The organism is Sutterella faecalis, from assembly GCF_006337085.1.
Classification (GTDB): Bacteria; Pseudomonadota; Gammaproteobacteria; order Burkholderiales; family Burkholderiaceae_F; genus Sutterella; species Sutterella faecalis.
This window is the reverse complement of record NZ_CP040882.1, coordinates 83696-108430: the sequence shown is the minus strand read 5'-3', so window position 1 is coordinate 108430 and position 24735 is coordinate 83696. Positions and strand designations below refer to the sequence as shown.

Below are 24735 nucleotides of genomic sequence, written 5' to 3'. Positions count from 1 at the left end.
CTTCCTGAAAGTAAGGGAGCCCGAATCAAACCCGGGCTCCCTTTCTGATGAACTCAATCCTCAGGACGCGAGGATCAATCCACCCACTCCGCCGAATAGAACTCAAACCCCGTATCCGGAAGCGGGTTGAAGTTCCTCAAGTGCTTGTTCGAAGCCGCCGTATTGTCCTCGTAGACGAGGAAGGCCACGGGCACTTCCTTCCAGAGAATCATCTGAACCTCGCGGTAGAGTTCATTTCTCTTCTTTTCGTCCACTTCGGCGATCGCCTTGTCGAAGAGCTCGTCGACCTTCGGGTTCGAGTAGTAGCCCTCGTTCGAGAGCTTCGGCGGCATCTCGCGCGAGTCGAAGATCGGGCGCATGCCCCAGTCGGCCTCAACGGTGGAATTCGACCACCCGATGTAGTAGAGGCGGTTCGGCGCGTTCTTCGGCTCCTTATTGGCTTCAACGAGGGTCACGCGCTGACCGGCTTCAAGAATCCGCGTTTCGGTCCTGATGCCCACTTGATTGAGCTGCTGCTGGATGAACTGAATCACCTTGTTTGCGGTCGAGTTGTTGTAGCCCGACCAGAGGCGCGTGGTGAAGCCGTTCGGATAGCCCGCTTCCTTGAGGAGCTCCCGCGCCTTCTGGGGGTTGTAGACCGGAACGCCGAAGCTTGCCGCACCGGGAATCTGGGGCGGAATGACGCCGGTCGCCGGCTGCGCGAAGCCGTTGTAGGCCACCTTGCAGAGCGCCTCGCGATTGATTGCATAGCTCACGGCCTGACGCACGCGCACGTCGTCGAAGGGCTTCTGCATGCAGTTGATCGAGAGGTAGCGCATCATGATCGAGGGCACGATGTGGATGTTGAGATTGGGATCCGCCTTCATCTCCTTCACCTGCTCGACGGGCATCGGATGGATGAAGTCCGCTTCGCCCGTACGCAGCATTGCCGCTCTCGTCGCATTTTCCGTGACCGGCACCCAGGTGATGGAGTCGAGCTTCGGGAGCCCCGCCACGCGGTAGTTCGGGTTCTTCACCACGACGAGCCGTTCGCTCGGGTTGTAGTCCTTCAGCGTATAAGGTCCCGTGCCGCAGGGATTGAACGCAATGCCGCGGCCGTCGTACTTCTTGAGCGTCGAGGGGCAGATCATCTGCGCCGTGCCGTTCGCGAGCCTCTGAAGGAACGAAGGCATCGGCGACTTGAGGTCGAAGCGGACCTTGTAGGGCCCGAGCACCTCGACCTTGTCGATGAATTTGAGGAGCGAGTAGCGGGAGAGATGATTTTCGGGATTGAGGACGCGGTCGAAATTAAGCTTCACCGCATCCGCGTTGAATTCCGTGCCGTCGTGGAACCTGACGCCTTCCTGAAGCGTAAAGGTCCACGAAAGTCCGTCCGGAGAAACCTCGTGGCTCTTTGCGAGCTGGGGAACGGGCTTCAGATCCTTGTCGAAGGCGTAAAGGCCTTCATAGAAAGACTTCGCGACGCTGCGCGAAAGAAGGTCGGTCGCCTGATAGGGGTCGAGGGTGGTGAAGGACGAACCCACCGCAACCGTAATGCCGCGGGCGCTCGCGGGAAGCGTCCCGGCAGCAAGGGAAAGACCGGCGGCGAGAGAAAGAATCGAAGCGGCAAAACGCATGACGCATTTCCTTTGTTCAGTGCTGAGGAGGAGCAGACAATCCTCGAAGCGCATTAGATCCGCGAGGCGCTCCTCTGTCTCATAGTTCTGTCCCCTAATCTTATAGGGCGACGTCCTTCATCCTCCACGGCAGAAAGCCGTATTCCTTAGGCATTTCACCGGACTTTCGCCCGGAAAGCATCAAAGAAGCGCTTTGAAAAAAGCCCCGGCAGGCAGTCGGCCGGCCGAGGCTTCACGAGAACGCTCTCAGAGAGGTTATTTGAGCCAGGCGGCTTCCGCACGGCTGAGGTCGCCGCGAATCTGGGTGAGATGCCAGAGGTAGTTCATGACGCGCGCGTAGTCCGCATCGTCCGTCGGCATGAGGAAGCCCATTTCGGAGACGGGCGTGAGGGGCTTGTTGATGAAGGCGGCGCCAAGCTTCGGGTTCTTCTTCGCGTAGAGAATCGCCTCGGCCGTTTCCGTAATCATCACGTCGCCCTTGCCTTCGGCAATGAGGCCCGGGATCTCGAAGTTCTTATCATGGGTGGAGACCTGAGCCTTCGTAAGGTTCTTGAGAACAAACTGCTCGTTCGTGCCGCCCGGATTCTTGATGACGCGCACGGAAGGCTGATTGAGGTCCTCGAGCGTGCGGTACTTCGGGAGGTCGCTCTTTCTCACGAGCGCTACCTTGCCGAAGGGCGCATAACCGGGAAGGAATTCTCCCCAGGACGTACGGGCAAGGGTCTGCGTGATGCCGCCCACGGCCACGTCGAAGCGGTTCCCCTTGATGCCGGCTTCAATATCCTTCCAGGGGGTCTTCAGGAACTCGACCTTCCAGCCCGCATAGGCCGCCATTGCCTGAATCACGTCGACGTCGTGACCCTTGATGACGCCCGCTTCGTCCATCGCGAACGGACGATAGTCGGCCGGCGTTCCCACGCGGATCACGCCCGACTTCTGAATGGCGTCGAGGCGGTCGCCCGCCATGGCAGCGCCCGCAGCAGCGACGGCGGCGGCAAGAATAAGGGTCTTGATGGCTTTCATGAAAAGCTCCTTGATGAGTCAGTTGGAATTCTGTTCGGGTTCCGGGGCATTCAGGCATCCGGGAAATCAATCAAGAAAGAATGCCTCAGAATGCCCCAGTGCTCAGCCCGCGGTTTCCCGCAGAAAACGCTTCCCCTCGACATGGCTTAAGCGGCATTCGCGCTATGTCTCAAGGGTTAATACCTACCTACAGGAGTGATATGTAAGCTCAGGACAAAGACTTGCTCCCGCGTCAATTCTCTTTTGCATAAGGGTTGCTCTCATCCTCCTAAGAGGTAAATAATTCGAAGAGCAGAAAAAAAGAGCTTCTCCTTCCAAAGAGAGGAGAGCGCCTTGAAAACAATCCTGCAGCGGCCCCGACGGGGGAGATCCTCCGCTCACGGGCCTGACCCTAAACAGAGAAGAGAAAACACAACCATGGCACAAGCTCCTGCGTTTAAATATGCCCCGATGTTCCAGCTCGGCAAGGACGACACCGAGTACTACCTCCTCACGAAGGAAGGCGTCTCGGTCGGCGAATTCGAAGGCCATCCGATCCTCAAGGTTTCCCCCGAAGCCCTGACCGCGCTTTCGAACCGCGCCTTTACCGACGTCAACTTCATGCTTCGCCGCGCGCACAACGAACAGGTTGCCAAGATCCTGTCCGATCCGGAAGCGAGCGAAAACGACAAGTACGTTGCCCTCACGTTCCTGCGCAACGGTGAAGTCGCCGCCAAGGGCGTTCTTCCCTACTGCCAGGATACCGGCACGGCGATCATCCACGGCGAGAAGGGACAGCAGGTCTGGACGGGCTTTGAAGACGAGGAGGCGCTGAGCAAGGGCGTCTACAAGACCTACACGGAAAACGCGCTCCGCTATTCGCAGAACGCTCCGCTCTCGATGTACGAGGAAGTGAACACCAAGTGCAACCTCCCCGCGCAGATCGACATTGAAGCGACGGAAGGCATGGAATACCGCTTCCTCTGCGTCGTGAAGGGCGGCGGCTCGGCCAACAAGTCCTACCTCTATCAGGAAACGAAGGCGGTTCTCAATCCCCAGAAGCTCGTTCCCTACCTCATCGACAAGATGAAGACCCTCGGCACGGCTGCCTGCCCGCCCTACCACATCGCCTTCGTGATCGGCGGCACCTCCGCTGAACGCACGATGCTCACGGTGAAGCTCGCCTCCTGCCACTACTACGACAACCTTCCGACGACGGGCGACGAAACGGGCCGCGCCTTCCGCGACGTTGCTCTCGAGCAGCAGCTCCTCGAGGAAGCCTGGAAGATCGGCCTCGGCGCCCAGTTCGGCGGCAAGTACATGGCTCACGACATCCGCGTGATTCGTCTGCCGCGCCACGGCGCTTCCTGCCCGATCGGCATGGGCGTTTCCTGCTCGGCCGACCGCAACATCAAGGCGAAGATCACGAAGGACGGCGTCTTCATTGAGAAGCTCGACAACAACCCCGGCAGCCTCATCCCTGAAGAACTGAGGAAGCCCGGCGAAGGCGGCTCGATCAAGATCGACCTCAACCGCCCGATGAAGGAAGTCCTGGCCGACCTCACGAAGTACCCGGTCTCGACCCGCCTTGAACTCACCGGCACGATCATCGTCGCCCGCGACATCGCGCACGCGAAGCTGAAGGAACGCCTTGACCGCGGCGAAGAGCTCCCCGACTACATCAAGGATCATCCGGTGCTCTACGCCGGCCCCGCGAAGACACCTGAAGGCTACGCCTGCGGCTCGATGGGCCCGACGACCGCCAACCGCATGGACCCCTACGTTGATCTCTTCCAGAGCCACGGCGGCTCGATGGTGATGATCGCCAAGGGCAACCGCACCCAGGTTGTGACGGACGCCTGCAAGAAGCACGGCGGCTTCTACCTCGGCACCATCGGCGGCGTTGCTGCGGTCCTTTCGTCCGACGCCATCAAGAGCATCGAATGCATCGAGTATCCGGAGCTCGGCATGGAAGCCGTCTACAAGATCACGGTCGAGAACTTCCCGGCCTTCATCCTTGTCGACGACAAGGGCAACGACTTCTTCAAGCAGCTCAAGCCCTGCAAGATCGCCTGCAAGTGCGAAAAGAAGTAATCGCCTGACAGCTTCATCCGGGGCGCGTCTCTGAAGACTTTAGGGTCTGAGGAAGCGCCCTTCGGAAGAGGAAGGAAACAGGAAGCCGTTGAGCAGCAGATGCTTGACGGCTTCTTTTTTGGCTTTCATTCCCTGCAAACCTTCCTCCGCGTGCCGTACGAAGGATTTAGATCCAGGTCCGTACGATACGTTCCCGCACGTCTTCCATCCGTACCTCTCCCTGATCCCGGCATCTGCCGTCCGGGTTTAGAACCCGCAGCCTGCAGCAATCGTGCCGACCGGCACCTGGCTCCGCCTTCCATTGATGGTTCAAGGCAAAAGCAAAAAATGAGCGCCGTCTTCCTCATCGGGAAGCGGCGCTTCATTTGCAGGGATCACTGGCAAAAGTGCGGGCGCCTCAAGGCTTTTCAATACGACCCGGCGCTGCCCGCTGAAGGTTTCTTACTGTCCTATATCAGGCATCGAGCATGAGTTTTCCGGCAAACATCAGAAAGAGGCTCCCGAGTGCGGTATTGCCGAGCTTCGCGACGCCGGGGTTCCTTGCGAGGAGCTTGAGGCAGTCCGCGCCCACCGTCACCAGAAGCGAAAGCCACGTAAAGCTGATCGCCTGCAGGATGAGGGCCAGAATCAGATATGAAATTCCGGTGTGCGCGTAGGATTCGTCGATGAACTGAACGAAGAAGGAGACATAGAAGAGAATCGCCTTCGGGTTCGTGAGGGAGAGCGCAAGCGCCGTGCGGAAGGACTTCATCACGGCGCCCTTCTGCGGGGAAGCTTTCCCGGCCGCATCAATCTGAGCGGGCTTTCCCTCGCCCTTCTTCTTCACGAAGAAGGTATTCCAGATCACCTTGCCGCCGAGCCAGGCAAGATAGAGGCCGCCCGCCACCTTCACCCAGGTGAAGATCATCGGGTGCGCCTTGATGGCCGCAGCAATGCCGATGTAGGCAAGAAAGATCAGAACCGAATCGCCGATCATGACGGCGGCAATTGCCGCAGAGGCGGCGCGCCGTCCCTCAAGAACGCTGGTCTTGAGCACATAAAGCGTATTGGGCCCGGGTGCGAGCACAATCATGAGCGCACCGAGCGTATAGATCCAGGGATTCAGAATGCCGAACTGTTCGAGCATGAATTACTCCTCGAGTGACCGGATATTCAGAGAAAAAATGCGGGCGCAAATTGTATCAAATAACGTCCCTGCGCATCCTGTATACCCGAGGCTGGAAGCCCGGCAGCCTTCACGCCCGGCGTTTGGGCGCCTCTCTCAAAACCCCGAAGCTCAATCTCAGGAAGGCGGCGCAGGCTGCTGTGCCGATGAAGAGAATCAGGCAGTCAAACGGCATCAGTCCGGGCATTTCCTCAAGTTCTACGGGTATATAAGCGCTCTTGAATTCGAGCAGCAGATCAACCTCGCGCCTCATGAATGCGCCTGAGGAAAGGAGGATGGCGAGGACCCCTAACGCGCCCATGGCGAACTTCAGCCCGCGCTTTCCCGCGAGTCCTGGGCAAAGGGCTTCCCAGTTGAGACCCAGATGAATGGCGGCGAGGAACCACGCCCAGACGGAGAGCGCGACATGAGCCGTGCGGTAGTCGAGGTCCATCCTCCACTCGTCGGGCGTCGCCCAGGCAAAGAGCGACTGCGAAGCCATGATGCCGCTCACGATAGAAGCGGCGAAAAGAAGCGTGAGAAGAGAATTGAGGACGATCACGCACCAGCGTCCGATGCCGGGCTTTTTCCTCCTGACCTTCGATTTCCCGAGCACCTGCCGGAGAATCCCTGAATACCAGTTCCTGTTCACCCAGGTATGGAGACCAAACGCCAGGATGGCGGCAACGCCCAGAACCTCGTGAACGGGATTGAGCGTGTAGCGGTCCATCATGATGAGGTAGAGCATCAGGAAAAGGAAGCGGTCGAAGCGGATCCTCAGGAGCCACAACCGCCCGGGATCCACCGGCAGGAATGACTTCATCATGAGATCCTCACCTTCTGCCCGAGTTCATAAGCTTCCTTCGGATAATCCGACGCCTCGATCGAGGAGCGCGTGCCGCAGCCGTATCCGAGCACCATTCCGGCGTCTTCCCAGTCCATGTAGCGGCAGAGCGTTTTGTAGTGGCTCACCAGCGATTCGAAGGTCCAGTCCTGCGAATTCCAGGCTGTAGCGAGAAGCACGGCGCGGCGGCCGTGATGAAACTGCGTATTGATCGCGTAGAAGCGGTCGATCACGAGCTTGAGCTGCGCCGAGAAGCCGTAGTAATAGAGCGGCGTGCAGAAGACGATCAGGTCGCTTTCAAGGAGATGCGGGTTGAGCTCAAACATGTCGTCGCGGTAGACGCAGGGCGCGGCGCCGAGGCCGCACCGATCGCATCCGCTGCAGGCCGTGACGCGCCGGAAGGCGGAGTCGAAGCGGAAGACTTCCGCTCCCTGCTCTCTCACGCCGCGAATGAATTCGTCAGCCAGAAGAAAGGACGTGCCGCGCCGGTGGGGACTTCCCGTGATGACGGTGACTTTTTTTCCGCCGGGGGCAGCGAGTGCCGGGAGGGAGCCCGCACCCATAAGACCCGCGGCGGCGGCCGCTCCGGTTCGAAGCGCATCTCTGCGCGAAAAATGAATGACATCAGACATTTGGGGTCTCCTGAAGGTAATTTTCAATGTCAAATATCAGATGCGGATGAGCCGGTAGGCGCGGCTTCCGGAACCGATGCCTTCGAGGCACTCGAGCTGGAGGTAGCCGGAATCGATCTTTTCGCGAAGCGAGAGTTTTCTCGCCTCCTCGGGCTTCAGCCCCCAGACAAGGTCGCAGGCCGCCTGGTCTGCTGCCGTCGGATCGAGCGAACCCAGGATTCCAAGGTCGCCCGACCGTGGCGTCGCGCCCCCGATGCGCTCTGCGTGCATGCCGGTGATGATGCTGATCGAAATCAGGCGGTCGCCGAGCCGATCCTTCACGCCTTTGGCAGCGTCGGCGAGCCGCGTGTAGAAGCCTTCCGAGCGCTCGTAGCCGGGGCCGTGCACAATCGATTTGGCGTCGGGCGAGACGAGTCCGATGCCGATGTTCTTAATGGCGCCCGTATAGCCCGCAAAGCTTGGGATCTTGAAGTTCGTGAGCACGATGGTGCCGCCGTAGTCGTGAAGGAGCGCGCTCGGGACCTCAATCTCCTTGAGTTCCTTTCCGCCCGTCACGGGAATCTTTTCGTATTGGTCATCGCGATCGAGGACGTCCACAGGCGCAAAGTCGACGCCCTGGGTTAATGACATGGACCACCCACTGCATCGAACCCGTTCGAGCGAATGGGCGCGACAATAGGTGTATCTACCTCTAATACCGCAGGAGGCCATGCCATGACAAAGAAGCATACGCAAACGACGCTTGATGTTTCCATCGAATATTCCGCGATCGGGCTGGACCTCGCCAAATACGACGTTTCCTTGGCAGCGGTGACGCTCAACGAGGGAGAAATTATTTGTATCGACCGCGTGACTTATGCTGAGCTCTATGAGCTTGCCGACAAGCTCTCCCCGACGCTGTTTGCAGTTGAACCGTGCTGCGGCTACTCGCAGCTTGCCCTTGAGCTCGAGGCTCGCGGCCATGAGATGCGCGTTATCAACGGCAAAGTCGTCAAGATGTGGATCGACACGCATATGTCGGGCCAGAAAACCGACATCAACGATGCGCTCGCGCTTGCCCGGCTGACGGCCGATCCGGATCTTCGGCCTATTCGCGCGAAATCTCTCGAAGAATGCCGCATTATGACGGTGCAGGGCGTGCGTCAGCAGCTGATCGGACAACGTACGAAGACGCTCGTCAGCTTCAAGGGCTTTGCCCAGACCTGGGGAATCCACATGCCTGCCGGCAGGCGCAATCTCAAAAAGATGCGTGAAGCCGTGGAAGCTAAGGCAGACATGATGGGCGACGCAGCTGTCTCTGCTCTGACGACGATGCTTGACCGCGTGAAGACGCTCGATGATCAAATTCATCAGCTCGACAAGGACCTTGAAGCACTGGTCAGCGCCAATGCCAACGGCAGGCTGCTGAAGAGCGTCATGGGCGTCGGCACTCAGATCGCCGCCCGCTTCATTACGGTTGTCGGCGATGTAAAACGGTTTGAAACGTCACGCTCGCTTGTTGCCTACATCGGATGCGTGCCGAAAAATTACATTACGGGGCATGTGAATAAGCCCAGACAAAAGAAGAGCTCTGCTCCCGACCTGAGCAGCAAGGGCCAGGGGCGAATCAGCCGCCGCGGCGACAAATTGCTGAGATCCCTGCTGATGCAGGGTGCGGCCTGCATCTACATGCAGTACTGCAAGAGGCAGCTGCCCGACTGCCAGCTCACAAAGTGGATTGACAAGCAGCTGGCGGTGAGGAAGCCCTACGGCAAGATCATGGTGTCGCTGGCGGCGAAACTCATCCGGATCGCATGGGCGGTGCTCACCTACGGCAAAAAGTTCGACATCCACAGAGCGGGCGTCCCCCGCTCGGTGCTGGCGGCGATGGCCGTTCAACCCAGCAATGAGGCTGCCGCTGCAGCATGAGGCATCGGCAATTCCATAACTAATCGCGTGAAATGAGAAACCCTTTTCTGTAAGGCTTGTCCGACAGCTATTCATGTCGAATTGCACTTGATGCATGTGGCTTTTTATTGGCAAGGACAAGACTTCTGATGAGTTCATTTTGGCCATGGCATGCAAGCATGCCGACAGGCCTGAGAGATTAACGGAAGCGGCCTCTCTCGTTGATGCGTGATTACTGGGACTGGAATACTGCCGGCAACAACCAAAATGACATAACACGGATTAGCCGATGTAGGGTCGCTAAGTCCGAATGCGGGCTGCGCTTCGCTTGTCGCATTCGCACATAGCGACATTGTATCGGCGGAGGTCCTGTAAAGCGGCTTACGCGGCATATGCTCCGCTCGGCCTGAAGGCCGTGCTCGCTATTCCACGACCGCTTGACAGGAATAGGCTCAGTGCCTGAAGGCACCAGGCCAGCAATGCCGCCAGCTGCCGCTATAAGGCGCTCGACTAACTCACTGCCCGCAGCTTCGCTCCTGAGCTCGCGCGTTACCGTACTTGGAGCTTGACAAACGTGGGTGGTCCAGAGATTTGATTTCGGCGATGTGGGATTCGGTATAGCGCCTGGCGCCGCCGAAATCGCTCGCCCAGTTGGTTTCAATGAAGGCGCTTCCCGGAATATGGGCCTGAAGCGCCCTGAAGAGCGGCAGATTCACGCGTGCTTCGCCGCCATGAATCTTGATTCCGATTTTCCCCGTGAGCCCGCCCGAGAGCCGGTCGTAGATTCTGAGGAGCGCTTCTGCGGAGACTTCAGGTGAATAGAAGACCTCGGGCGTTGCCTCTGCCGCAGCCGTGCGGCCGGCGGCCGCAAGGAGCCCGAGGGCCGCCCCCGCCTGACCCAGCCGGCGGCGGGTAATAGAGAAGCCCTCTTTGAATATTCCCTCGTGCGTCATGATGATTCCTTCTTCCTAAATTCATCCCTGGATCAGAGGCCCTGGCGCGCCTCAAGGCACGACTTCACCCAGGCCGTAATGTCGCCGCGCGCGCCCGATGCAGCCGACTGCACGGTATGGAACCCGGGCAGAATCCTCGCCTGCGGGCAGAATTCGCGCAGATCTTCCCAGGCACCTTCGGGCGAAGAACTCGCCGACACGACGAAGGGCGCGACGCGCTTCCCTGCGAGCGGGTTGTCCATCAGGAAGGTGCGCACCGGGATCGACAGTCCGCCCCACCAATAGGGGGATCCCAGGAAAATGAGATCAAAGCCTGAGAGATCCGGAAGGGGCTTTGCGAGCTCTCGCCTGGCGTTCCTCGATCGCTCGCTCCTAGCGATCCCCGTCATGGCGCTGTAGTCGTCCGAATAAGGATCGACGAGCTTCAACTCGAAAACCTCAGCTCCCGAGGCTTCAGCAACCATGCGCGCGAGCCCCGCCGTGGTGCCCGTACGGGAGAAATACACAAGAGCCGCACGGGGCGCCTCTGCGGCAAAGCTCCCGCCGCTTGGGAGGAGCGCGCCGCTCGCTGAAAGAAATGCTCCGGCGGCGAGCGAAAGGACGCTGCGGCGGGAATAGCGACTCGACTGATTCATAAAAGGCCTCACTCTTATAGGGTTACAGGCACGTTCACCCGCGCGCGGCGCTCTTTCTCGACCGTTTTCTTCCGGCCGCAGTGCAGCGCGCTTCCGGCACCTCCTTTGCATATTAGTGTCGCAGTTTCTATCATTAATGACTCTTTTCTCTCAAGAATTAGCCTTTTTCAGTCAAACCCATGATGTCTCAAAACCTCCGGGCTGCCGCTCATGCGCTTGCTCGGATCCTCCCCAAACCGCTTGCCGCACCGTCAGCCGTCCCCGGCGTCACGTTCTATAGAAGAGAAGCGGCAAACGCCGAAGGGACCTACATCACGCGGCCGATGGCGAGTTTCCTTCTGCAAGGAGAAAAGCTCACCGTTGCGGGCGGCATCACGCGCCTCTACAGAGAAGGCGAGTTTCTTGTCTGCTGCGGCACTTTTCCCGGGCACTGCACGGTAACAACGCCCTCGAGCGACCATCCGTTAGCTGGAATCCACCAATTTTACCGGGGTGGTTCCTTTGTTCAGCTCTCTGATCCGTGGACTGAGCGAATGGATCAGGGCTGTCAGCGCCGTAACGGTCAGCAGCTCCTGCTCAATTTCTTCCTCTGCCCCGCTTGGGGAACAATGTCTGAAATGGCCCGGGCTGCCGCTCTAAAAGCGCTTGTATTTCCCGGCGTACTTCCTGGCTGGCTGAAGAAGCGATCATTACGTGCGCTGCTCTCTAATCCATACGCACTCTCAGTTCTTCATGCCTGCTTCGGATCGCATGACCGCCGGGATTGACGGTTTCTTACTGCATATCCGGCGGTTTCCCGGTCTTCAGTATTGTTTCTTCATTCATTTTGGTTTTCGGATTCTGCTTAAAAACTTAGAGTCAGGCGCCTCCCTTCGCAGCGCCGGTCTTTTTCTCTTTCTTTTGAACTTTATGAGGATCCTCGAGCGGCTCCACGCCTCTTAAGCGGCAGCACTCCTCATACTCCCGGCGGGAAAGCTCCCAGGCCTTTTCCTTCGTCATCTTGCCGGGCCAGGTTCCTCTTCCCACTCGGAGAAGCAAGGTAAGCGCTGCTGCATGGTCTGATTGGTAGACTGCACCGCAATGCCTGCACTTGAATTTGTCGCCATTTCTGTTCTCCCGGTGAGCCAGTAGGCATTCCGGGCATGTTTAGCTCGAATAGGAACTCGCTACCTTCACAAGCTTCACCTGACGCTCTGCCGCCTTGAAGGCCAGACGTTCACCGATGATGCCCCGGACCCAGCCTGACAGCAGGCGCTTCACGCGTTTTGACCATTTTTTATCCTGAAGGAAATTCGCGCTCAGCTCCTCGACGATGTACGCATCAGCCGGTGCCTTCTTGAATATTTCATTCAGAGCATGGTTGATGCAGCATCGGATCTGAGCCTTCATCCGGGCTTTGAGCGCTTCAAAGCGTTCGCTCCCCAGGTTGAAGCGCAGGATGTTGCGGCGCTTGCGCTTGCTTGTCGTGTTCCGCGCAAGCGACTGCAGGCGATTCCTTGCCGTGAGCTTCCGGTTGAGCGTCTCAGCAAACTTCGAGAGCAGCTCCCCGATTTTTTTCCCGTAGTGATTTCCTTCATCGTCCGTGAAGACTTCTGTAAGGCCCATGTCGAATCTCTGGACCACCCACGTTTGTCAAGCTCCAAGTACGGTAACGCGCGAGCTCAGGAGCGAAGCTGCGGGCAGTGAGTTAGTCGAGCGCCTTATAGCGGCAGCTGGCGGCATTGCTGGCCTGGTGCCTTCAGGCACTGAGCCTATTCCTGTCAAGCGGTCGTGGAATAGCGAGCACGGCCTTCAGGCCGAGCGGAGCATATGCCTGAACTTCCAGCCGTTTATTACTCTCGCGACTTCGGACGGTCAGTCAGCGGCTTAAAAAGGTCATGAGTTCCTCCATGGTCTTACCGCTTCGAGCCATGGCTTCCGCAATCACTTCGGCCTGCCGCAGCGTCTTTTCCTTGTTGAGTTCGATGAGCTTTACCCCGAGCTTCTCGTAACGTGTTTTGACCTTCAGCAACCGCTGCTGAGTCAGTTTGATCTGCTTCTCAATCGAAGCCAGCGACTTACGCTTCGGCATCTTCATTCTCCTCCTCGCCAATCGGTTCCAGATCCTCGACGTCCTCCATGCTGTCTTTCTTTCCGGCAAGCGCGGCAGAGATGGCGGCGGCCTGCGACATAACCTTGTCCTTCGTCATGCCAAAGGATTTCAGGATGATTTCCTGCGTCCTCGTGATTGCGTGGTCAAGCTGATATCTGCCGTCATTGATTCTCACCAGCTCGATTGTCTCCAGTTCCCGGATCGCCGCAGGAACCGTCATGTAGTTCCTCTTTGTCGGCAGGCGGAGCATCTCATCCTTCAGGAGGTTGTAGAGCCTCTGTCGAATAATGAGAGCAATAAATTCAATAAAAATCTTGGCTCTTACGGCTTCTGCGGAGTGTACCCGCATGCTCTTGCTGCCCAGGAATGATTTGTCTGCGCTGAAGAGCTTCTCTGAGGCGTCGCGGCCTCGGTACTGCAGATAAGCGTCTCTGGCGCTCATTTTCTCGGAGGTAATGATGCAGAAATATCCGCATCTCGAATAAGCATGCTCGATGATGCTCTTCTTCTCTTCGGCAAAAAGGAAGCGGCCTTTTTCGTCGTAGTGACACTGGAAGTAATCTGTATGCGGGGATCCGAACTCCACTTCACGGCCGACCCACTGGTCGAAGTTCTTCTGCATCTGCGTCAGCGCGTTTTCTATATCGCGCCGCTCCGTCGCCATCTTCATGGGGTTAAAGAAGACATGAAAGTAGCGCTCCCGTGAGTCTTCCGGAAAAATCTTCATTTTTTCCGTTGTGCCGCTGATGCAATGCTCGCGCAGGGAGGCGTCGACGCGATTTTCGAAAGTGCCGTGGAGCCTGTCGACCAATTCGGCCACAAGTGCCTTGCAGCCCTTAACCATCATGATGAACTCAAAGTTATTCGCATCCATGTAGTCGATGTTGATCTTGCAGAAATAACCTCGGTCGATGATGAAGCCAATACGCTTGTAGTTGTACGCAATTGCCTTGTCTACAAGGAATTTGAACTGACTGACGTCATTAATGGAGCCAGGGTAGCATTCATAGAACAACGGCACCTGATTGGTTTTGTCGTAGGCGACGGCAAGATTAAAAATCGGGCATCCCTGATCGACTTTGGCCTTGCCGAATTCAACAAAATCAACATCTCCCGCCTGGCAGTTCTTATTAGTTGAATCATAGGAAATGTAGATCCGTGAGCGATGATCGCGCTTTGCGTTCCAGTCGTTCAGAAAGCCTGAAATTTGGTCCGGGCTGACGTTGGCGAGGAAGCTCGAGATGGCGGCGTCGCTCGCAATCCGCATGTCTTTCGAGAAGAGCGGATGTCGATATGCGTAGTCCGGGTAGTACTGCCCTTGATTCCTTTCCTCAATGATCATGTAGGCGGCCAGATCCAGCACCAGCCCAGCTCGATCAAGGAAATGCTTCTGGAGCATTTTGCCGAGGCCGTACGTCTGCACGATGTTTGCTATGACGATGTAGCTGCCGGCCATCAGCGTGCTGCAGCGCCTGGCGCTCTCCCGGACTTCTGGGAGAACGGCATCAGGGAAAAAGACCAGGAAATTTTCATTCGGAACCATGGTCTCGGTTTCACCAACGCATTTTCCGATTAGCACACGCTTGGGCACCGTGTGCTTCTTTTTCGGGTCGTAGCTGCGCTCCAGAACGTAGTGGATGTACGTTCCGCTCTTAGTGCCTTGCCGACTGATTTTTCCTTTGAGCCTGGGTATCGGGACCGTGAAATTCAGGAACATTCGAAGTTAAATTGCGAGAGTAATATATTACTCTCGAGTGTACAAGAAAAGCGCCGGCGACGCAATGAAATTTTTTAAGTTTTTTCGGTAGTAATGATCAAAATCCTGCTGGATCTTGAACGAGAGTCATGCGGTTCTGGAAGTTGAGGATATGCCGCGTAAGCCGCTTTACAGGACCTCCGCCGATACAATGTCGCTATGTGCGAATGCGACAAGCGAAGCGCAGCCCGCATTCGGACTTAGCGACCCTACATCGGCTAATCCGTGTTATGTCATTTTGGTTGTTGCCGGCAGTATTCCAGTCCCAGTAATCACGCATCAACGAGAGAGGCCGCTTCCGTTAATCTCTCAGGCCTGTCGGCATGCTTGCATGCCATGGCCAAAATGAACTCATCAGAAGTCTTGTCCTTGCCAATAAAAAGCCACATGCATCAAGTGCAATTCGACATGAATAGCTGTCGGACAAGCCTTACAGAAAAGGGTTTCTCATTTCACGCGATTAGTTATGGAATTGCCGATGCCTCATGCTGCAGCGGCAGCCTCATTGCTGGGTTGAACGGCCATCGCCGCCAGCACCGAGCGGGGGACGCCCGCTCTGTGGATGTCGAACTTTTTGCCGTAGGTGAGCACCGCCCATGCGATCCGGATGAGTTTCGCCGCCAGCGACACCATGATCTTGCCGTAGGGCTTCCTCACCGCCAGCTACTTGTCAATCCACTTTGTGAGCTGGCAGTCGGGCAGCTGCCTCTTGCAGTACTGCATGTAGATGCAGGCCGCACCCTGCATCAGCAGGGATCTCAGCAATTTGTCGCCGCGGCGGCTGATTCGCCCCTGGCCCTTGCTGCTCAGGTCGGGAGCAGAGCTCTTCTTTTGTCTGGGCTTATTCACATGCCCCGTAATGTAATTTTTCGGCACGCATCCGATGTAGGCAACAAGCGAGCGTGACGTTTCAAACCGTTTTACATCGCCGACAACCGTAATGAAGCGGGCGGCGATCTGAGTGCCGACGCCCATGACGCTCTTCAGCAGCCTGCCGTTGGCATTGGCGCTGACCAGTGCTTCAAGGTCCTTGTCGAGCTGATGAATTTGATCATCGAGCGTCTTCACGCGGTCAAGCATCGTCGTCAGAGCAGAGACAGCTGCGTCGCCCATCATGTCTGCCTTAGCTTCCACGGCTTCACGCATCTTTTTGAGATTGCGCCTGCCGGCAGGCATGTGGATTCCCCAGGTCTGGGCAAAGCCCTTGAAGCTGACGAGCGTCTTCGTACGTTGTCCGATCAGCTGCTGACGCACGCCCTGCACCGTCATAATGCGGCATTCTTCGAGAGATTTCGCGCGAATAGGCCGAAGATCCGGATCGGCCGTCAGCCGGGCAAGCGCGAGCGCATCGTTGATGTCGGTTTTCTGGCCCGACATATGCGTGTCGATCCACATCTTGACGACTTTGCCGTTGATAACGCTCACCTCATGGCCGCGAGCTTCAAGCTCATGGGCAAGCTGCGAGTAGCCGCAGCACGGTTCAACTGCAAACAGCGTCGGGGAGAGCTTGTCGGCAAGCTCATAGAGCTCGGCATAAGTCACGCGGTCGATACAAATAATTTCTCCCTCGTTGAGCGTCACCGCTGCCAAGGAAACGTCGTATTTGGCGAGGTCCAGCCCGATCGCGGAATATTCGATGGAAACATCAAGCGTCGTTTGCGTATGCTTCTTTGTCATGGCATGGCCTCCTGCGGTATTAGAGGTAGATACACCTATTGTCGCGCCCATTCGCTCGAACGGGTTCGATGCAGTGGGTGGTCCATGTCATTAAGCCCGGGAGTAGTACTTTTCCTCGGGAACGGCCGGCACATTTTCAAGCGCCTTCTTTTTCAGAGGCTCCATGACATGGAGCTCAAGCTTCCCGTCACTCCTGAAAAGAAGGTGAATGACGCTTCCTACTTTGCCGATGCCCTTCAGCTCAACGCGGATGCGCTTCCCCTTCGTCATGCTCGTCAGGTAGACGCACTCGACGCCGTTTTCGTTCTGCACCTTGTAGCAGGACTGGTCGAACCACACGTTGACGGACCGGCCCGGGCTAGGGAAGCTGCCCAAGGCTCTCCTCACCGTCCGGCGGATCCTCAGGCAGAGTTTCGGCAGATCGCGGATTTCCTCCATCCGGAATCTCTCAAAGTGCGGATTTTTGCCGTCAATGAGCTCAAAGAATTCCGGGCGCAGCCTCGAAAGCATCATGTGGATGTAAAAGCGCTCCACATCATTGAGGTCCTTCGTCCACTCTTTGGCAAAAATAACGGATTTGGCGTTCGCCTGCGCCAGACGCCAGTAGTTCGAGACGACGATCGCTGCCGACTGGAGCGCCATCTTCCAGTGCCTCGCCTGCAGGCCGGAATGCTTCGCCTGCACGTCAACGCCCGCATTCTTGTCCATGCGGTCTTCCTTCACGATGGCGTCTCTGATCCTGCGGTAGCCCGTGCCGCAGCAGTTCCTGCGATGTTCCCGCATCCGAAGGAGCTGAATGAAACGCGCGCGCTCCTTGCCGAACGCACGACGGAGCTTGTCGAGCTCCTCGCGCTCAAAGCTGCCGAGCTTCTCAACATCGATAAGGCGAATGATGGTGCGCACGGAATTCTCACTGTTGTCGACCACAAGCGCTTCAATGCGATCGCTGTCGATGATGTGAGGATCGGGCTCGGATGGACGAAGTGGATCTGTTAACGGGCAGCAAAAATGAGACTGCTAACCCACAGCGATAATGAGACTTTTTCTGCCCCTCTGGGTGACACCAGCAATCGGCAAGAGTTTCACAACAGCGCTGATCTTTTCAAGGAGGCGAAAAGCTACACAGCGGCTTTTCTGGTAACGCGCGAGCTCGCGGATTGGTTTGCGGGCATTGTGCTGGCCGAGCGCTCCACTTCGGCACCTGGCGGCGGTACCGGCATTTAGCCTACGGGCACTGAGGCAAGCTCTGTCAAGCGAACGTGGAATAAACGAGCGCGGCCTTCAGACGCGCGAAGCTTTATGCCGCGAAAGTCGCTTGACAGAAATCCCTGAGATATCATTTAGTTAAGGCGGATGCATCCAAGCGCAGCGCGCGGTGCATTCGCCTTAACGACCCACCATCTCAACGGTGCTTCAACCGTTGAGTTATCTCTTGGGCTTCAACTTTTCCTTGGCTGCTGCAATACGAGCATTGATTGCTTTCGCTTCTTCGATCTTTCGGTTCAGTTCCTCCCGTTTCGCCATCGCTTTCAGAGCCGATCTCCTTTGCATTTCGTGCCAGGGGCTCTTTTGCGTCGTTTCTGAGTCTCCTTTCTTTTGACGCCCCACTTCATCAACGCGGTGATTCAGTGTCTTGGCCGTTTCTTCCGGTGTTGCGACTGACATTTTCAATTTCGTTCTGTCGTGTTCCGTGAATTCGAGCACGTGGTAGCGTTTTCGGATTCTCGGCCCCTCTTTGGTGATCCGCTTGCGATGTTCAACCTCGTCGCACCAGAGGATTTCCACCCGCCCATCGGCATACTCCAGCAGATTGCACTCAGTCTTCATCATTGCTCCCCTCATGGAGCGGCCCACCCCGACAATCTGCAGTGTCTTGCTGCCGTAGGACACCGTCAGGTTCCTGCTGATCATACGTAACTGGACTATAGGTAGAGCGGGCTGAAATACTTTCGGGGAAACTTGAGGTCGTTCCCATTCAGGAGGATCTCATGATCAGTCCCAACTGGCGCAGGGCATACGACGCCTGGAAGGCAACCGGCCTTACCCGCATTGACTTCCATAAGACCCGCTTCAAATGCTTCTTCCCCGACGAGACGCCTTGTCTTACTACGCTTTATCGAAAGTTCAAGGAGATTGAGCGTCTTTTGGAGTCTGCAGCGGCTGAACGTTCGGCTGCTTCGCAGATCGGCACCGTGGCCGTGGCTACCCTTCCCGCTGTGACGCCGCGCAAGGTCGCGACTAAAGTCGGACGCAATATCCCGGTTAAACGGATTTCCCATCCCTCCGGCCTTGTGGCACGGGAGGTACGGCTGATTCTGCCAAACGGGTCATTGCTCGAGTTTAGATCTGAATCTCCCGAGCTTATGGCAATCGGGATGATGCAGGCGGCAGGAGTGCGGACATGATCATTGATTTCGCCTCGCGCAAAACGACGCTCGTCGCCACGCCGGTTGACGGCCGCAACGGCCTTTCCACCCTGACGTTCATGGCTGAATCGCTCCTCGGCATTCCTGTTGCCGAAGGCAATGACTACGTTGTCTTCGTCTCCCGCAACCGCAAGGTCTGCAAGATCGTCTTCTGGGATGAGCATGGGGCATGCATGGTAGTTCGGCGCCTGAATTCGGGCAGGTTTGCAAAGTTCCTGATGCGGGCTTCCGGACCTGCTGCGGCACCCATTACGCCTGAGGAACTGATGGCTTACCTCGATGGAGAAAATCTGCAGGTTGAGAGACAAGGGATGCTCAAAAATTGATGTAAATCAATTGGTTGAGTTCGTTTTTAGACAACAGTGAAAAGTGAAAATGCGACGCATTCAATATCATGCAGAGTGTGCGGGAAGCGCCGCTCAGTGAGTCTGCAAAGGAGTGCGGAAGGCAAAAAGACCTCCGGAATACTGATGCTCTCAGAACGCTTATAAATGGCCGTTTAAGCTACTGCCAGTAGGGAAAGAGAGTTTTTTACAGGATCGGAAAACGGGTAAAATTACCCCTGTTCCAACACCGATTCCCCCTGTATTCCATGTCCGTCGATCTCTCTGCTCTTCCCCGCGAAAAACTGATTGCCCTGCTGCAGGAATCCCGGCAGCAGGCTGAGGCTGCTGAGAGAAAAGCAGAGACAGCGGAGCGTAAGGCTCAGTCGGCAGAGCGCAAGGCCGAAGAAGCCGAAAAAGCGGCATCTGCAGCGAAGGCTTATGCCAAAGAGACGGAAATTCGGCTGGATCTCTCCGAGAAGAAGTACGCCGCGGCTGCGGCCTTTCTTATGGAAGTCGCCCCGCTGATTCACGGCATGCGCCTTGACGTGGAGCGCAATCTGAGTCTGGATCCGCAGGCCAATCTGAAGCTCTGGGATGATCTCCTGAAGTGCGTGCAGAAGCTCGTAGCCGAAGCGCGCAATGCGGAGACGTTCCGCGAACTCGCCTTCGGAAAGGGCGGGGAAAAGCTCACGCCTGAACTCGCGGAAGTCAAAAAGAACCAGGGAAGCATCCAGGCGGACATCAAAGCCATTCAGCAGGGCATTCGGCAGGCGCAGAAGGCTCAGGCGGCCATTACCGCGCTGCAGGACGAGCAGGACAAGGCTTTTGCGAATGAGAAGCCGGAAGCGAAGTCCGGCGAAGAAGCCGAAGAGACCGTCACTCCGCAGGCGCTCATGACAAAGATCACTCTGGCACGGCAGCCTCAGAAGACTGAGGAGCCGGCTAAGCCTGAGAACGAAAAGAAGACGGCCGAAAAAGCCTCTGATGAAGAAAAGGAGGAGGAAGCGGCTGACGAGAAGGTGCGCGGACGGCAGAAATCCAAAAGCGACCTTCCGGAAGTGCTCCGCACCCCGGGAAAAGGCGCTTCGGACAGCTGCCCGCACTGCAGCGGCAGGCTCAAAAACCTCGGAGAACAGGTGGCGAAGCTTGTTGCGGTTACTCAGGCCGTGCAGGATCGCTTTGAAAGACAGCAGAATCAGATCGAACTTCAGTATTGCGAGAAGTGCCGCACCGTGCACCCCGTATTCCCGGAGCACATGCAGTTTCCCGTGAAGCCGGAGCGCACCGTCTCCATGAACTGCCTTGCCGAAGCCGTGAAGCTGCTCAACAACGGCCTGCCGATCAACCGGCTTGAGAACATGATGTTCAGCCGCCTGAAGCTCGGCTCGAACACGCTCTTTGAGAATCTCTACGCCTGGGCGGATATCTACCTCAGGCCGCTGATGGAGCACATCGTCGGAAACTGCGGCGACCGCGTGTTTCTGGCCGATGAAACCCGATACGACATTCTGGAAAGCGAAGGCCGCGGCGCTTACGCGGACAAGACGAAGACAAGCTCGCAGACCTACGTCTTTACCGTGGGAACCCAAACGGACAGTCCGACGCCCTTCATCTGGTTTTCCACGCTCGGCTCCAGAAGAGCCGAGGATATCGGCAAGCGCCTTGAGTCGCTGAAGGGCCGGATGGATGCCATCGTCGTCGACGGCTATGCCGGATACGATGCTCTGGCGGAAACGGTACTCAAGGGAGTGCTCAGGCAGAGTTGTCTCGTGCATGCCCGTCGTGAAGCCTATGAAGCCGTTACGTGCAAGCAGTACCTCTCGGAACTCGAGAAGCTCACGCCGGAAGAACGCGCCGAGCGGATCGGGAAGCGCGCGCTTGATGCGGCTCCGGAAGCACAGATGCTCTCCATCCTGAGCGGCATTCAGCTTATTTTCCAGTACGAAAAGGAAGTTGCAGAACGCCTTGAGGACGAGACCGCCGAAGAGCATGAGGCACGCATTCAGAAGCATCGCGAAACTTACTCAAAGCCGGTGCTTGATGCCGTGGACAAGCTTTACGCAGGTCTGGCAGAAAAGCTGGCGCTGGAGAAAAACGGAAAATTCTCGAAGAAATTTAATTCGCGGATGGCCGAAGCCGTCGTCTACTGGATGAACCGGCGTGAAAGCCTGAAGCAGTTTTTGAAGGACGGCCGCATCCCCCTCGAAACGAACACGGTGGAGCGGGCCATCCGGCCGGTTGCGATTCTGCGCAAGAACCAGAACTTTATGCAGACCGTGGAAGGGGCGGATGCAGTGGCAACCTGCATCTCGATGGCGGAGACGGCGAAGCTGAACGACATCGACCTCGAAAAGTGGCTGAACGCATATAGCGCGGCCGCATTCCGGCATGCCTATGCAAAGGGCTGGACGAAGGCCTACCGGGAAGGCAAGGACCCGTACAAGAAGATCCAGAAGTGGGACATGAAAGCGCTGCTCGAAGACTTCGACCTGACGCCGTGGCTCCCCTGGGAGTGGAAGAAGCATCAGTCGGCAGACTGAAGGCTATTCTGAGCTATGCCTCAAGCCGCCGGCCCCGGCGGCTGCCGGCGCTGAATAAAAAGCATCCCGCTTACGCGGGATTTTTATACCCATAGTCCAGATACGCCCCAGCGGCAGAACTGCATACAAATGAATGGGACCCGATGCCATGACGAAATGAGATGAGATACCACAGCAATAAGACAGGATACCTCTGCATGAGACTACTGAATATGCTGAATATCGACAATGGTATTTCCTCTTAACATAATGTATTCCTTGGATATTAAGTCGAAATCCCTTCGGCTTAATTACCAAGGAGACTGCTATGTCGAAACAAGCAAGAAAGTCTCGGGGCCCTTCTGTTGTTGAGTCCGAAATCCCTCGGCTGACACCTCAGGAAATTTTTGAAGGCTACGAAAGGCATCTCTATAGCGTTGAGGATGCCAAGACATTGATGCAGATGCCTCGCAGCACGTTTATGCGGCATCTCAAGAACTGGCGAGAGACAGGTCGGCTGCCCTCACATACCGGTCAAGGGAATCGTGTTCCGGCCAATAAGCTCGATCCGCAGATCAGAGCGAGGATCATCGAGTTTGCAACAGGCAAATATGAGGGCTTCCAGGCAACCCTCCTGCATAAGTATTTGCTCATTGAGGGTATTGAGGTCTCCGTTGAAACGGTACGACGAATCCTGACAACACTTCGTCCGGAAGAAACTCCAAAGGAGCGCAGGTCGACCGCGCATAAGCTGCGCCGCCGCAGATCGAGCGTTGGGGAACTGATTCAAATTGACGGCAGTCCGCATCCATGGTTCGAGGGAACCGGAGACGATAACAGCTACGCGCTTCTCATCTTTGTCGATGACGCAACAAGCCGCATCATGGTCGCCGGCTTCTATCCAACAGAAACATCTGAAGGATATCTTCAGTTGCTGAATAAGTACATTGAAAAATATGGGATTCCATGGGCTCTGTACAGCGACAGACATTCCATCTTTGCCCCAGTAAATCCCTCGAAGAGCGGAAAATCCGAGGAAACACAATTTCAAAGAGTCTGTCGGGAGTTGGGGGTAACGGGGATACGGGCTAATTCGCCAGAAGCCAAAGGGCGGGTCGAGCGAACATTCAGCACGCTGCAGGGACGATGGCCAAAAGAGTTCCGTGTGCTGGGCATCAGAAATATGGCGGAAGCAAATTCACGAATGCCGGAATTGCTGGCGAGCTATAACCAAGAATTCGCAATTGCTCCCGCTGACTCTAAGGATAGCCACGCGCCGCTGCTGGAGGAAACGAAAGAACGCATTGAGCAGATCTTTGCCAGATGGCATACACGTATGATCAGCAGGAACCTGACGGTGTCCTACGGCAGCAAGACACTGCAGATTGTCGGGGTGGGCCGCTCCATGAGGGGAGCAATGATGAAGACTGAGTGCAATCTGCTGGAGTATGCCGATGGGCGGGTGGAAATCCTCTGGTGCGACGAGGTTGAACATCGCAAGCGGATCACCAAAGAGGGGCCGAGAATCCGAAAACGCTACCACGTGCTCGAATTCACGGAACACGACAGAACGAAATTGAAAATGTCAGTCGCAACACCGGAAGAAACGGCCAAGACACTGAATCACCGCGTTGATGAAGTGGGGCGTCAAAAGAAAGGAGACTCAGAAACGACGCAAAAGAGCCCCTGGCACGAAATGCAAAGGAGATCGGCTCTGAAAGCGATGGCGAAACGGGAGGAACTGAACCGAAAGATCGAAGAAGCGAAAGCAATCAATGCTCGTATTGCAGCAGCCAAGGAAAAGTTGAAGCCCAAGAGATAACTCAACGGTTGAAGCACCGTTGAGATGGTGGGTCGTTAAGGCGAATGCACCGCGCGCTGCGCTTGGATGCATCCGCCTTAACTAAATGATATCTCAGGGATTTCTGTCAAGCGACTTTCGCGGCATAAAGCTTCGCGCGTCTGAAGGCCGCGCTCGTTTATTCCACGTTCGCTTGACAGAGCTTGCCTCAGTGCCCGTAGGCTAAATGCCGGTACCGCCGCCAGGTGCCGAAGTGGAGCGCTCGGCCAGCACAATGCCCGCAAACCAATCCGCGAGCTCGCGCGTTACCAGAAAAGCCGCTGTGTAGCTTTTCGCCTCCTTGAAAAGATCAGCGCTGTTGTGAAACTCTTGCCGATTGCTGGTGTCACCCAGAGGGGCAGAAAAAGTCTCATTATCGCTGTGGGTTAGCAGTCTCATTTTTGCTGCCCGTTAACAGGACTTGTAGTGCGGAAAGCCTGCTCTTCCCTCAAAGAAAGCGCGGTAGCCCTTGTTGAGATTCCGCACCGATTCCTGAAGCGCCATCGAATCGTATTCCCTGAGCCATGCGTACTTCTTCGACTTCTTGGCTCTGGCGATGAGTGGCTTGATCTCGTGGATGAGGTCAAGCGATACGCACCGCGTACGGTAGTAATGCTTCTTCAGGAAGAGCGCCATGTTCCAGCACTTGCGGACAGCACCCCACTGTGCCCAGAGAAAAGCTTCCTGAGCGGCAGTTGGGTAGATGCGGAATTTCGCAGCACGGAGCATGTGGCGGTCAAATAAATTTATTTTTAAATAATATTATGATATTATCATAATTAAGCATTAGCGGTCAAGGAGAATTTCGATGTTCGACGACTACGAAAGAGCGCGTCACAGCGTGACGAAACTCCATGTGCATTTGATCTTCACAACGAAATACCGGCGAAAAGTGATGACGCCGGAAGTGCTCGAAAGCGTGCTTGCTGCCCTAAAAATCGCGGCCGAAGATTTAGGCTGCAGCCTCCTGGAGGCCAACGGGGAAGCGGATCACGTACATCTGCTCGTGAGCTATCCTCCGAAGGTGAACATCAGCGAGATGGTGAACCGCTTTAAAACGCGTTCGTCTCGAAAGATACGCGAGGAATATCCAGGGATTCTTGAAGGAGGCAAAACAGGGCTGTTTTGGTCGCGCAGCTACTTTGCTTGTTCAGTAGGCGGAGCTTCCCTGGAAGTTCTTAAAAAATACATTGAGAATCAGACAACCGATTAGCCGCCATTCCTCCCCGCCCCATCCGGGGCGAGGGCTCCTGGCGGATTTTGCTGATGTTCCGCAGGAAGCGAAGCTCCCG

General features: G+C 56.4%; 28 protein-coding genes. 10 read left to right on the top strand and 18 right to left on the bottom strand.

What is annotated here, in order from left to right:
• Positions 1-74 precede the first annotated feature (74 nt).
• Both gsiB and FG381_RS00455 read right to left on the bottom strand, forming a co-directional pair.
• The gene (gsiB, locus tag FG381_RS00460) at positions 75-1616 is read right to left on the bottom strand and encodes a glutathione ABC transporter substrate-binding protein GsiB (protein ID WP_139687019.1); all 1542 of its coding nucleotides are present in this window, start codon (positions 1614-1616) and stop codon (positions 75-77) included.
• Positions 1617-1871: 255 nt separating this feature from the next.
• Positions 1872-2639, bottom strand: coding sequence for a transporter substrate-binding domain-containing protein (locus FG381_RS00455; protein ID WP_139687018.1), 768 nt, complete (start codon positions 2637-2639; stop codon positions 1872-1874).
• Positions 2640-3056: 417 nt separating this feature from the next.
• Here FG381_RS00455 and FG381_RS00450 point away from each other — a divergent pair, with 417 nt between their 5' ends.
• Positions 3057-4712 (top strand): fumarate hydratase, encoded by a 1656-nt coding sequence (locus FG381_RS00450; protein ID WP_139687017.1) that lies wholly within the window; start codon positions 3057-3059, stop codon positions 4710-4712.
• Between the two features lie 454 nt (positions 4713-5166).
• Here FG381_RS00450 and leuE read toward each other — a convergent pair whose 3' ends face one another.
• From leuE to FG381_RS00430, 4 genes are all read right to left on the bottom strand, one after another.
• Entirely contained in the window at positions 5167-5838 is a 672-nt protein-coding gene (gene leuE, locus FG381_RS00445) for a leucine efflux protein LeuE (protein ID WP_139687016.1), read from the bottom strand.
• 109 nt (positions 5839-5947) lie between these two features.
• Complete coding sequence (locus tag FG381_RS00440) at positions 5948-6682, bottom strand: DUF4405 domain-containing protein (RefSeq protein ID WP_139687015.1); 735 nt, start codon at positions 6680-6682, stop codon at positions 5948-5950.
• Complete coding sequence (locus FG381_RS00435; protein ID WP_226960301.1) at positions 6679-7332, bottom strand: flavodoxin family protein; 654 nt, start codon at positions 7330-7332, stop codon at positions 6679-6681. Before FG381_RS00435 ends, FG381_RS00440 begins: the two co-directional genes overlap by 4 nt.
• 36 nt (positions 7333-7368) lie before the next feature.
• Complete coding sequence (locus FG381_RS00430) at positions 7369-7962, bottom strand: DUF362 domain-containing protein (protein ID WP_165697771.1); 594 nt, start codon at positions 7960-7962, stop codon at positions 7369-7371.
• An 84-nt stretch (positions 7963-8046) separates the two neighbouring features.
• Here FG381_RS00430 and FG381_RS00425 point away from each other — a divergent pair, with 84 nt between their 5' ends.
• Positions 8047-9240 carry an IS110 family RNA-guided transposase gene (locus tag FG381_RS00425; RefSeq protein ID WP_139686987.1) on the top strand — a complete coding sequence of 398 codons (1194 nt, stop codon included), beginning with the start codon at positions 8047-8049 and terminating at the stop codon, positions 9238-9240.
• 494 nt (positions 9241-9734) lie between these two features.
• Here the strand turns inward: FG381_RS00425 and FG381_RS00420 are convergent, their stop codons facing one another.
• Complete coding sequence (locus tag FG381_RS00420; protein WP_139687013.1) at positions 9735-10172, bottom strand: hypothetical protein; 438 nt, start codon at positions 10170-10172, stop codon at positions 9735-9737.
• Between the two features lie 32 nt (positions 10173-10204).
• Positions 10205-10807, bottom strand: a complete 603-nt coding sequence (locus FG381_RS00415) for a flavodoxin (RefSeq protein WP_152157032.1) — start codon at positions 10805-10807, stop codon at positions 10205-10207.
• A 179-nt stretch (positions 10808-10986) separates the two neighbouring features.
• On the opposite strand from FG381_RS00415, the gene FG381_RS00410 reads away from it, so the two are divergent.
• Complete coding sequence (locus FG381_RS00410) at positions 10987-11574, top strand: AraC family transcriptional regulator N-terminal domain-containing protein (protein ID WP_139687011.1); 588 nt, start codon at positions 10987-10989, stop codon at positions 11572-11574.
• Positions 11575-11665: 91 nt separating this feature from the next.
• Here FG381_RS00410 and FG381_RS12650 read toward each other — a convergent pair whose 3' ends face one another.
• The 7 genes from FG381_RS12650 to FG381_RS00380 all read right to left on the bottom strand — a co-directional run bounded on the left by FG381_RS12650 (position 11666) and on the right by FG381_RS00380 (position 17040).
• Positions 11666-11806, bottom strand: coding sequence for a hypothetical protein (locus FG381_RS12650; protein ID WP_226960302.1), 141 nt, complete (start codon positions 11804-11806; stop codon positions 11666-11668).
• Positions 11807-11953: 147 nt separating this feature from the next.
• The gene (locus FG381_RS00400; protein WP_139687010.1) at positions 11954-12412 is read right to left on the bottom strand and encodes a hypothetical protein; all 459 of its coding nucleotides are present in this window, start codon (positions 12410-12412) and stop codon (positions 11954-11956) included.
• Between the two features lie 253 nt (positions 12413-12665).
• On the bottom strand, positions 12666-12878 hold the full coding sequence (locus FG381_RS00395; protein WP_139686989.1) for a hypothetical protein: 213 nt from the start codon (positions 12876-12878) through the stop codon (positions 12666-12668).
• The gene (locus tag FG381_RS12640) at positions 12865-14616 is read right to left on the bottom strand and encodes an IS1634 family transposase (RefSeq protein ID WP_228025634.1); all 1752 of its coding nucleotides are present in this window, start codon (positions 14614-14616) and stop codon (positions 12865-12867) included. The genes FG381_RS00395 and FG381_RS12640 overlap by 14 nt, the downstream gene beginning before the upstream one ends.
• Before the next feature lie 522 nt (positions 14617-15138).
• Complete coding sequence (locus FG381_RS12635; protein ID WP_228025651.1) at positions 15139-15312, bottom strand: hypothetical protein; 174 nt, start codon at positions 15310-15312, stop codon at positions 15139-15141.
• 6 nt (positions 15313-15318) lie between these two features.
• The gene (locus FG381_RS00385; protein ID WP_228025646.1) at positions 15319-16332 is read right to left on the bottom strand and encodes an IS110 family RNA-guided transposase; all 1014 of its coding nucleotides are present in this window, start codon (positions 16330-16332) and stop codon (positions 15319-15321) included.
• A 90-nt stretch (positions 16333-16422) separates the two neighbouring features.
• Positions 16423-17040 carry a hypothetical protein gene (locus FG381_RS00380; protein WP_139687009.1) on the bottom strand — a complete coding sequence of 206 codons (618 nt, stop codon included), beginning with the start codon at positions 17038-17040 and terminating at the stop codon, positions 16423-16425.
• On the opposite strand from FG381_RS00380, the gene FG381_RS00375 reads away from it, so the two are divergent.
• Entirely contained in the window at positions 17002-17328 is a 327-nt protein-coding gene (locus FG381_RS00375; RefSeq protein WP_139687008.1) for a hypothetical protein, read from the top strand. The genes FG381_RS00380 and FG381_RS00375 overlap by 39 nt on opposite strands.
• A 12-nt stretch (positions 17329-17340) precedes the next feature.
• Positions 17341-17556: a hypothetical protein gene (locus FG381_RS00370; RefSeq protein ID WP_139687002.1), complete on the top strand. Its 216-nt coding sequence runs from the start codon at positions 17341-17343 to the stop codon at positions 17554-17556.
• Positions 17557-17757: 201 nt separating this feature from the next.
• On the opposite strand, the gene FG381_RS00365 is transcribed toward FG381_RS00370, so the two are convergent.
• Positions 17758-18243 (bottom strand): hypothetical protein, encoded by a 486-nt coding sequence (locus FG381_RS00365; RefSeq protein WP_139687007.1) that lies wholly within the window; start codon positions 18241-18243, stop codon positions 17758-17760.
• Between the two features lie 77 nt (positions 18244-18320).
• Between FG381_RS00365 and FG381_RS00360 the strand changes: the two genes are divergently transcribed.
• From FG381_RS00360 to FG381_RS00345, 4 genes are all read left to right on the top strand, one after another.
• Positions 18321-18737, top strand: a complete 417-nt coding sequence (locus tag FG381_RS00360; protein ID WP_139687006.1) for a hypothetical protein — start codon at positions 18321-18323, stop codon at positions 18735-18737.
• The gene (gene tnpB / locus FG381_RS00355) at positions 18734-19084 is read left to right on the top strand and encodes an IS66 family insertion sequence element accessory protein TnpB (protein WP_139687005.1); all 351 of its coding nucleotides are present in this window, start codon (positions 18734-18736) and stop codon (positions 19082-19084) included. Before FG381_RS00360 ends, tnpB begins: the two co-directional genes overlap by 4 nt.
• A 266-nt stretch (positions 19085-19350) precedes the next feature.
• A complete protein-coding gene (locus tag FG381_RS00350; protein WP_139687004.1) occupies positions 19351-21624 on the top strand; it encodes an IS66 family transposase in 2274 nt (757 codons plus the stop codon).
• A 307-nt stretch (positions 21625-21931) separates the two neighbouring features.
• The gene (locus tag FG381_RS00345) at positions 21932-23425 is read left to right on the top strand and encodes an ISNCY family transposase (RefSeq protein WP_139687003.1); all 1494 of its coding nucleotides are present in this window, start codon (positions 21932-21934) and stop codon (positions 23423-23425) included.
• A gap of 201 nt (positions 23426-23626) precedes the next feature.
• On the opposite strand, the gene FG381_RS00340 is transcribed toward FG381_RS00345, so the two are convergent.
• Together FG381_RS00340 and FG381_RS00335 are read right to left on the bottom strand one after the other, a co-directional pair.
• Complete coding sequence (locus FG381_RS00340; RefSeq protein WP_139687002.1) at positions 23627-23842, bottom strand: hypothetical protein; 216 nt, start codon at positions 23840-23842, stop codon at positions 23627-23629.
• A 12-nt stretch (positions 23843-23854) separates the two neighbouring features.
• A complete protein-coding gene (locus FG381_RS00335; RefSeq protein ID WP_139687001.1) occupies positions 23855-24172 on the bottom strand; it encodes a helix-turn-helix domain-containing protein in 318 nt (105 codons plus the stop codon).
• A gap of 79 nt (positions 24173-24251) precedes the next feature.
• Between FG381_RS00335 and tnpA the strand changes: the two genes are divergently transcribed.
• Complete coding sequence (tnpA, locus tag FG381_RS00330) at positions 24252-24656, top strand: IS200/IS605 family transposase (protein ID WP_139687000.1); 405 nt, start codon at positions 24252-24254, stop codon at positions 24654-24656.
• Positions 24657-24735 lie beyond the last annotated feature (79 nt).

Excerpts from the sequence above, each read along its gene's own strand:
- FG381_RS00385 (WP_228025646.1), bottom strand. The coding sequence starts at position 16,332 with ATGACAAAGAAGCATACGCAAACGACGCTTGATGTTTCCATCGAATAT.
- FG381_RS00435 (WP_226960301.1), bottom strand. The coding sequence starts at position 7,332 with ATGTCTGATGTCATTCATTTTTCGCGCAGAGATGCGCTTCGAACCGGA.
- FG381_RS00455 (WP_139687018.1), bottom strand. The coding sequence starts at position 2,639 with ATGAAAGCCATCAAGACCCTTATTCTTGCCGCCGCCGTCGCTGCTGCG.
- FG381_RS00430 (WP_165697771.1), bottom strand. The coding sequence starts at position 7,962 with ATGTCATTAACCCAGGGCGTCGACTTTGCGCCTGTGGACGTCCTCGAT.
- gsiB (WP_139687019.1), bottom strand. The coding sequence starts at position 1,616 with ATGCGTTTTGCCGCTTCGATTCTTTCTCTCGCCGCCGGTCTTTCCCTT.
- FG381_RS00365 (WP_139687007.1), bottom strand. The coding sequence starts at position 18,243 with ATGATCAGCAGGAACCTGACGGTGTCCTACGGCAGCAAGACACTGCAG.
- FG381_RS00360 (WP_139687006.1), top strand. The coding sequence starts at position 18,321 with ATGATCAGTCCCAACTGGCGCAGGGCATACGACGCCTGGAAGGCAACC.
- FG381_RS00415 (WP_152157032.1), bottom strand. The coding sequence starts at position 10,807 with ATGAATCAGTCGAGTCGCTATTCCCGCCGCAGCGTCCTTTCGCTCGCC.
- FG381_RS00400 (WP_139687010.1), bottom strand. The coding sequence starts at position 12,412 with ATGGGCCTTACAGAAGTCTTCACGGACGATGAAGGAAATCACTACGGG.
- FG381_RS00420 (WP_139687013.1), bottom strand. The coding sequence starts at position 10,172 with ATGACGCACGAGGGAATATTCAAAGAGGGCTTCTCTATTACCCGCCGC.
- tnpB (WP_139687005.1), top strand. The coding sequence starts at position 18,734 with ATGATCATTGATTTCGCCTCGCGCAAAACGACGCTCGTCGCCACGCCG.
- FG381_RS00345 (WP_139687003.1), top strand. The coding sequence starts at position 21,932 with ATGTCGAAACAAGCAAGAAAGTCTCGGGGCCCTTCTGTTGTTGAGTCC.
- FG381_RS00370 (WP_139687002.1), top strand. The coding sequence starts at position 17,341 with ATGAGACTGCTAACCCACAGCGATAATGAGACTTTTTCTGCCCCTCTG.
- FG381_RS00425 (WP_139686987.1), top strand. The coding sequence starts at position 8,047 with ATGACAAAGAAGCATACGCAAACGACGCTTGATGTTTCCATCGAATAT.
- FG381_RS00340 (WP_139687002.1), bottom strand. The coding sequence starts at position 23,842 with ATGAGACTGCTAACCCACAGCGATAATGAGACTTTTTCTGCCCCTCTG.
- FG381_RS00395 (WP_139686989.1), bottom strand. The coding sequence starts at position 12,878 with ATGCCGAAGCGTAAGTCGCTGGCTTCGATTGAGAAGCAGATCAAACTG.
- FG381_RS00350 (WP_139687004.1), top strand. The coding sequence starts at position 19,351 with ATGTCCGTCGATCTCTCTGCTCTTCCCCGCGAAAAACTGATTGCCCTG.
- FG381_RS00440 (WP_139687015.1), bottom strand. The coding sequence starts at position 6,682 with ATGATGAAGTCATTCCTGCCGGTGGATCCCGGGCGGTTGTGGCTCCTG.
- FG381_RS00450 (WP_139687017.1), top strand. The coding sequence starts at position 3,057 with ATGGCACAAGCTCCTGCGTTTAAATATGCCCCGATGTTCCAGCTCGGC.
- FG381_RS12640 (WP_228025634.1), bottom strand. The coding sequence starts at position 14,616 with ATGTTCCTGAATTTCACGGTCCCGATACCCAGGCTCAAAGGAAAAATC.
- FG381_RS00380 (WP_139687009.1), bottom strand. The coding sequence starts at position 17,040 with ATGGACAAGAATGCGGGCGTTGACGTGCAGGCGAAGCATTCCGGCCTG.
- tnpA (WP_139687000.1), top strand. The coding sequence starts at position 24,252 with ATGTTCGACGACTACGAAAGAGCGCGTCACAGCGTGACGAAACTCCAT.
- FG381_RS12650 (WP_226960302.1), bottom strand. The coding sequence starts at position 11,806 with ATGACGAAGGAAAAGGCCTGGGAGCTTTCCCGCCGGGAGTATGAGGAG.
- FG381_RS00335 (WP_139687001.1), bottom strand. The coding sequence starts at position 24,172 with ATGCTCCGTGCTGCGAAATTCCGCATCTACCCAACTGCCGCTCAGGAA.
- FG381_RS00375 (WP_139687008.1), top strand. The coding sequence starts at position 17,002 with ATGCTTCGCCTGCACGTCAACGCCCGCATTCTTGTCCATGCGGTCTTC.
- leuE (WP_139687016.1), bottom strand. The coding sequence starts at position 5,838 with ATGCTCGAACAGTTCGGCATTCTGAATCCCTGGATCTATACGCTCGGT.
- FG381_RS00410 (WP_139687011.1), top strand. The coding sequence starts at position 10,987 with ATGATGTCTCAAAACCTCCGGGCTGCCGCTCATGCGCTTGCTCGGATC.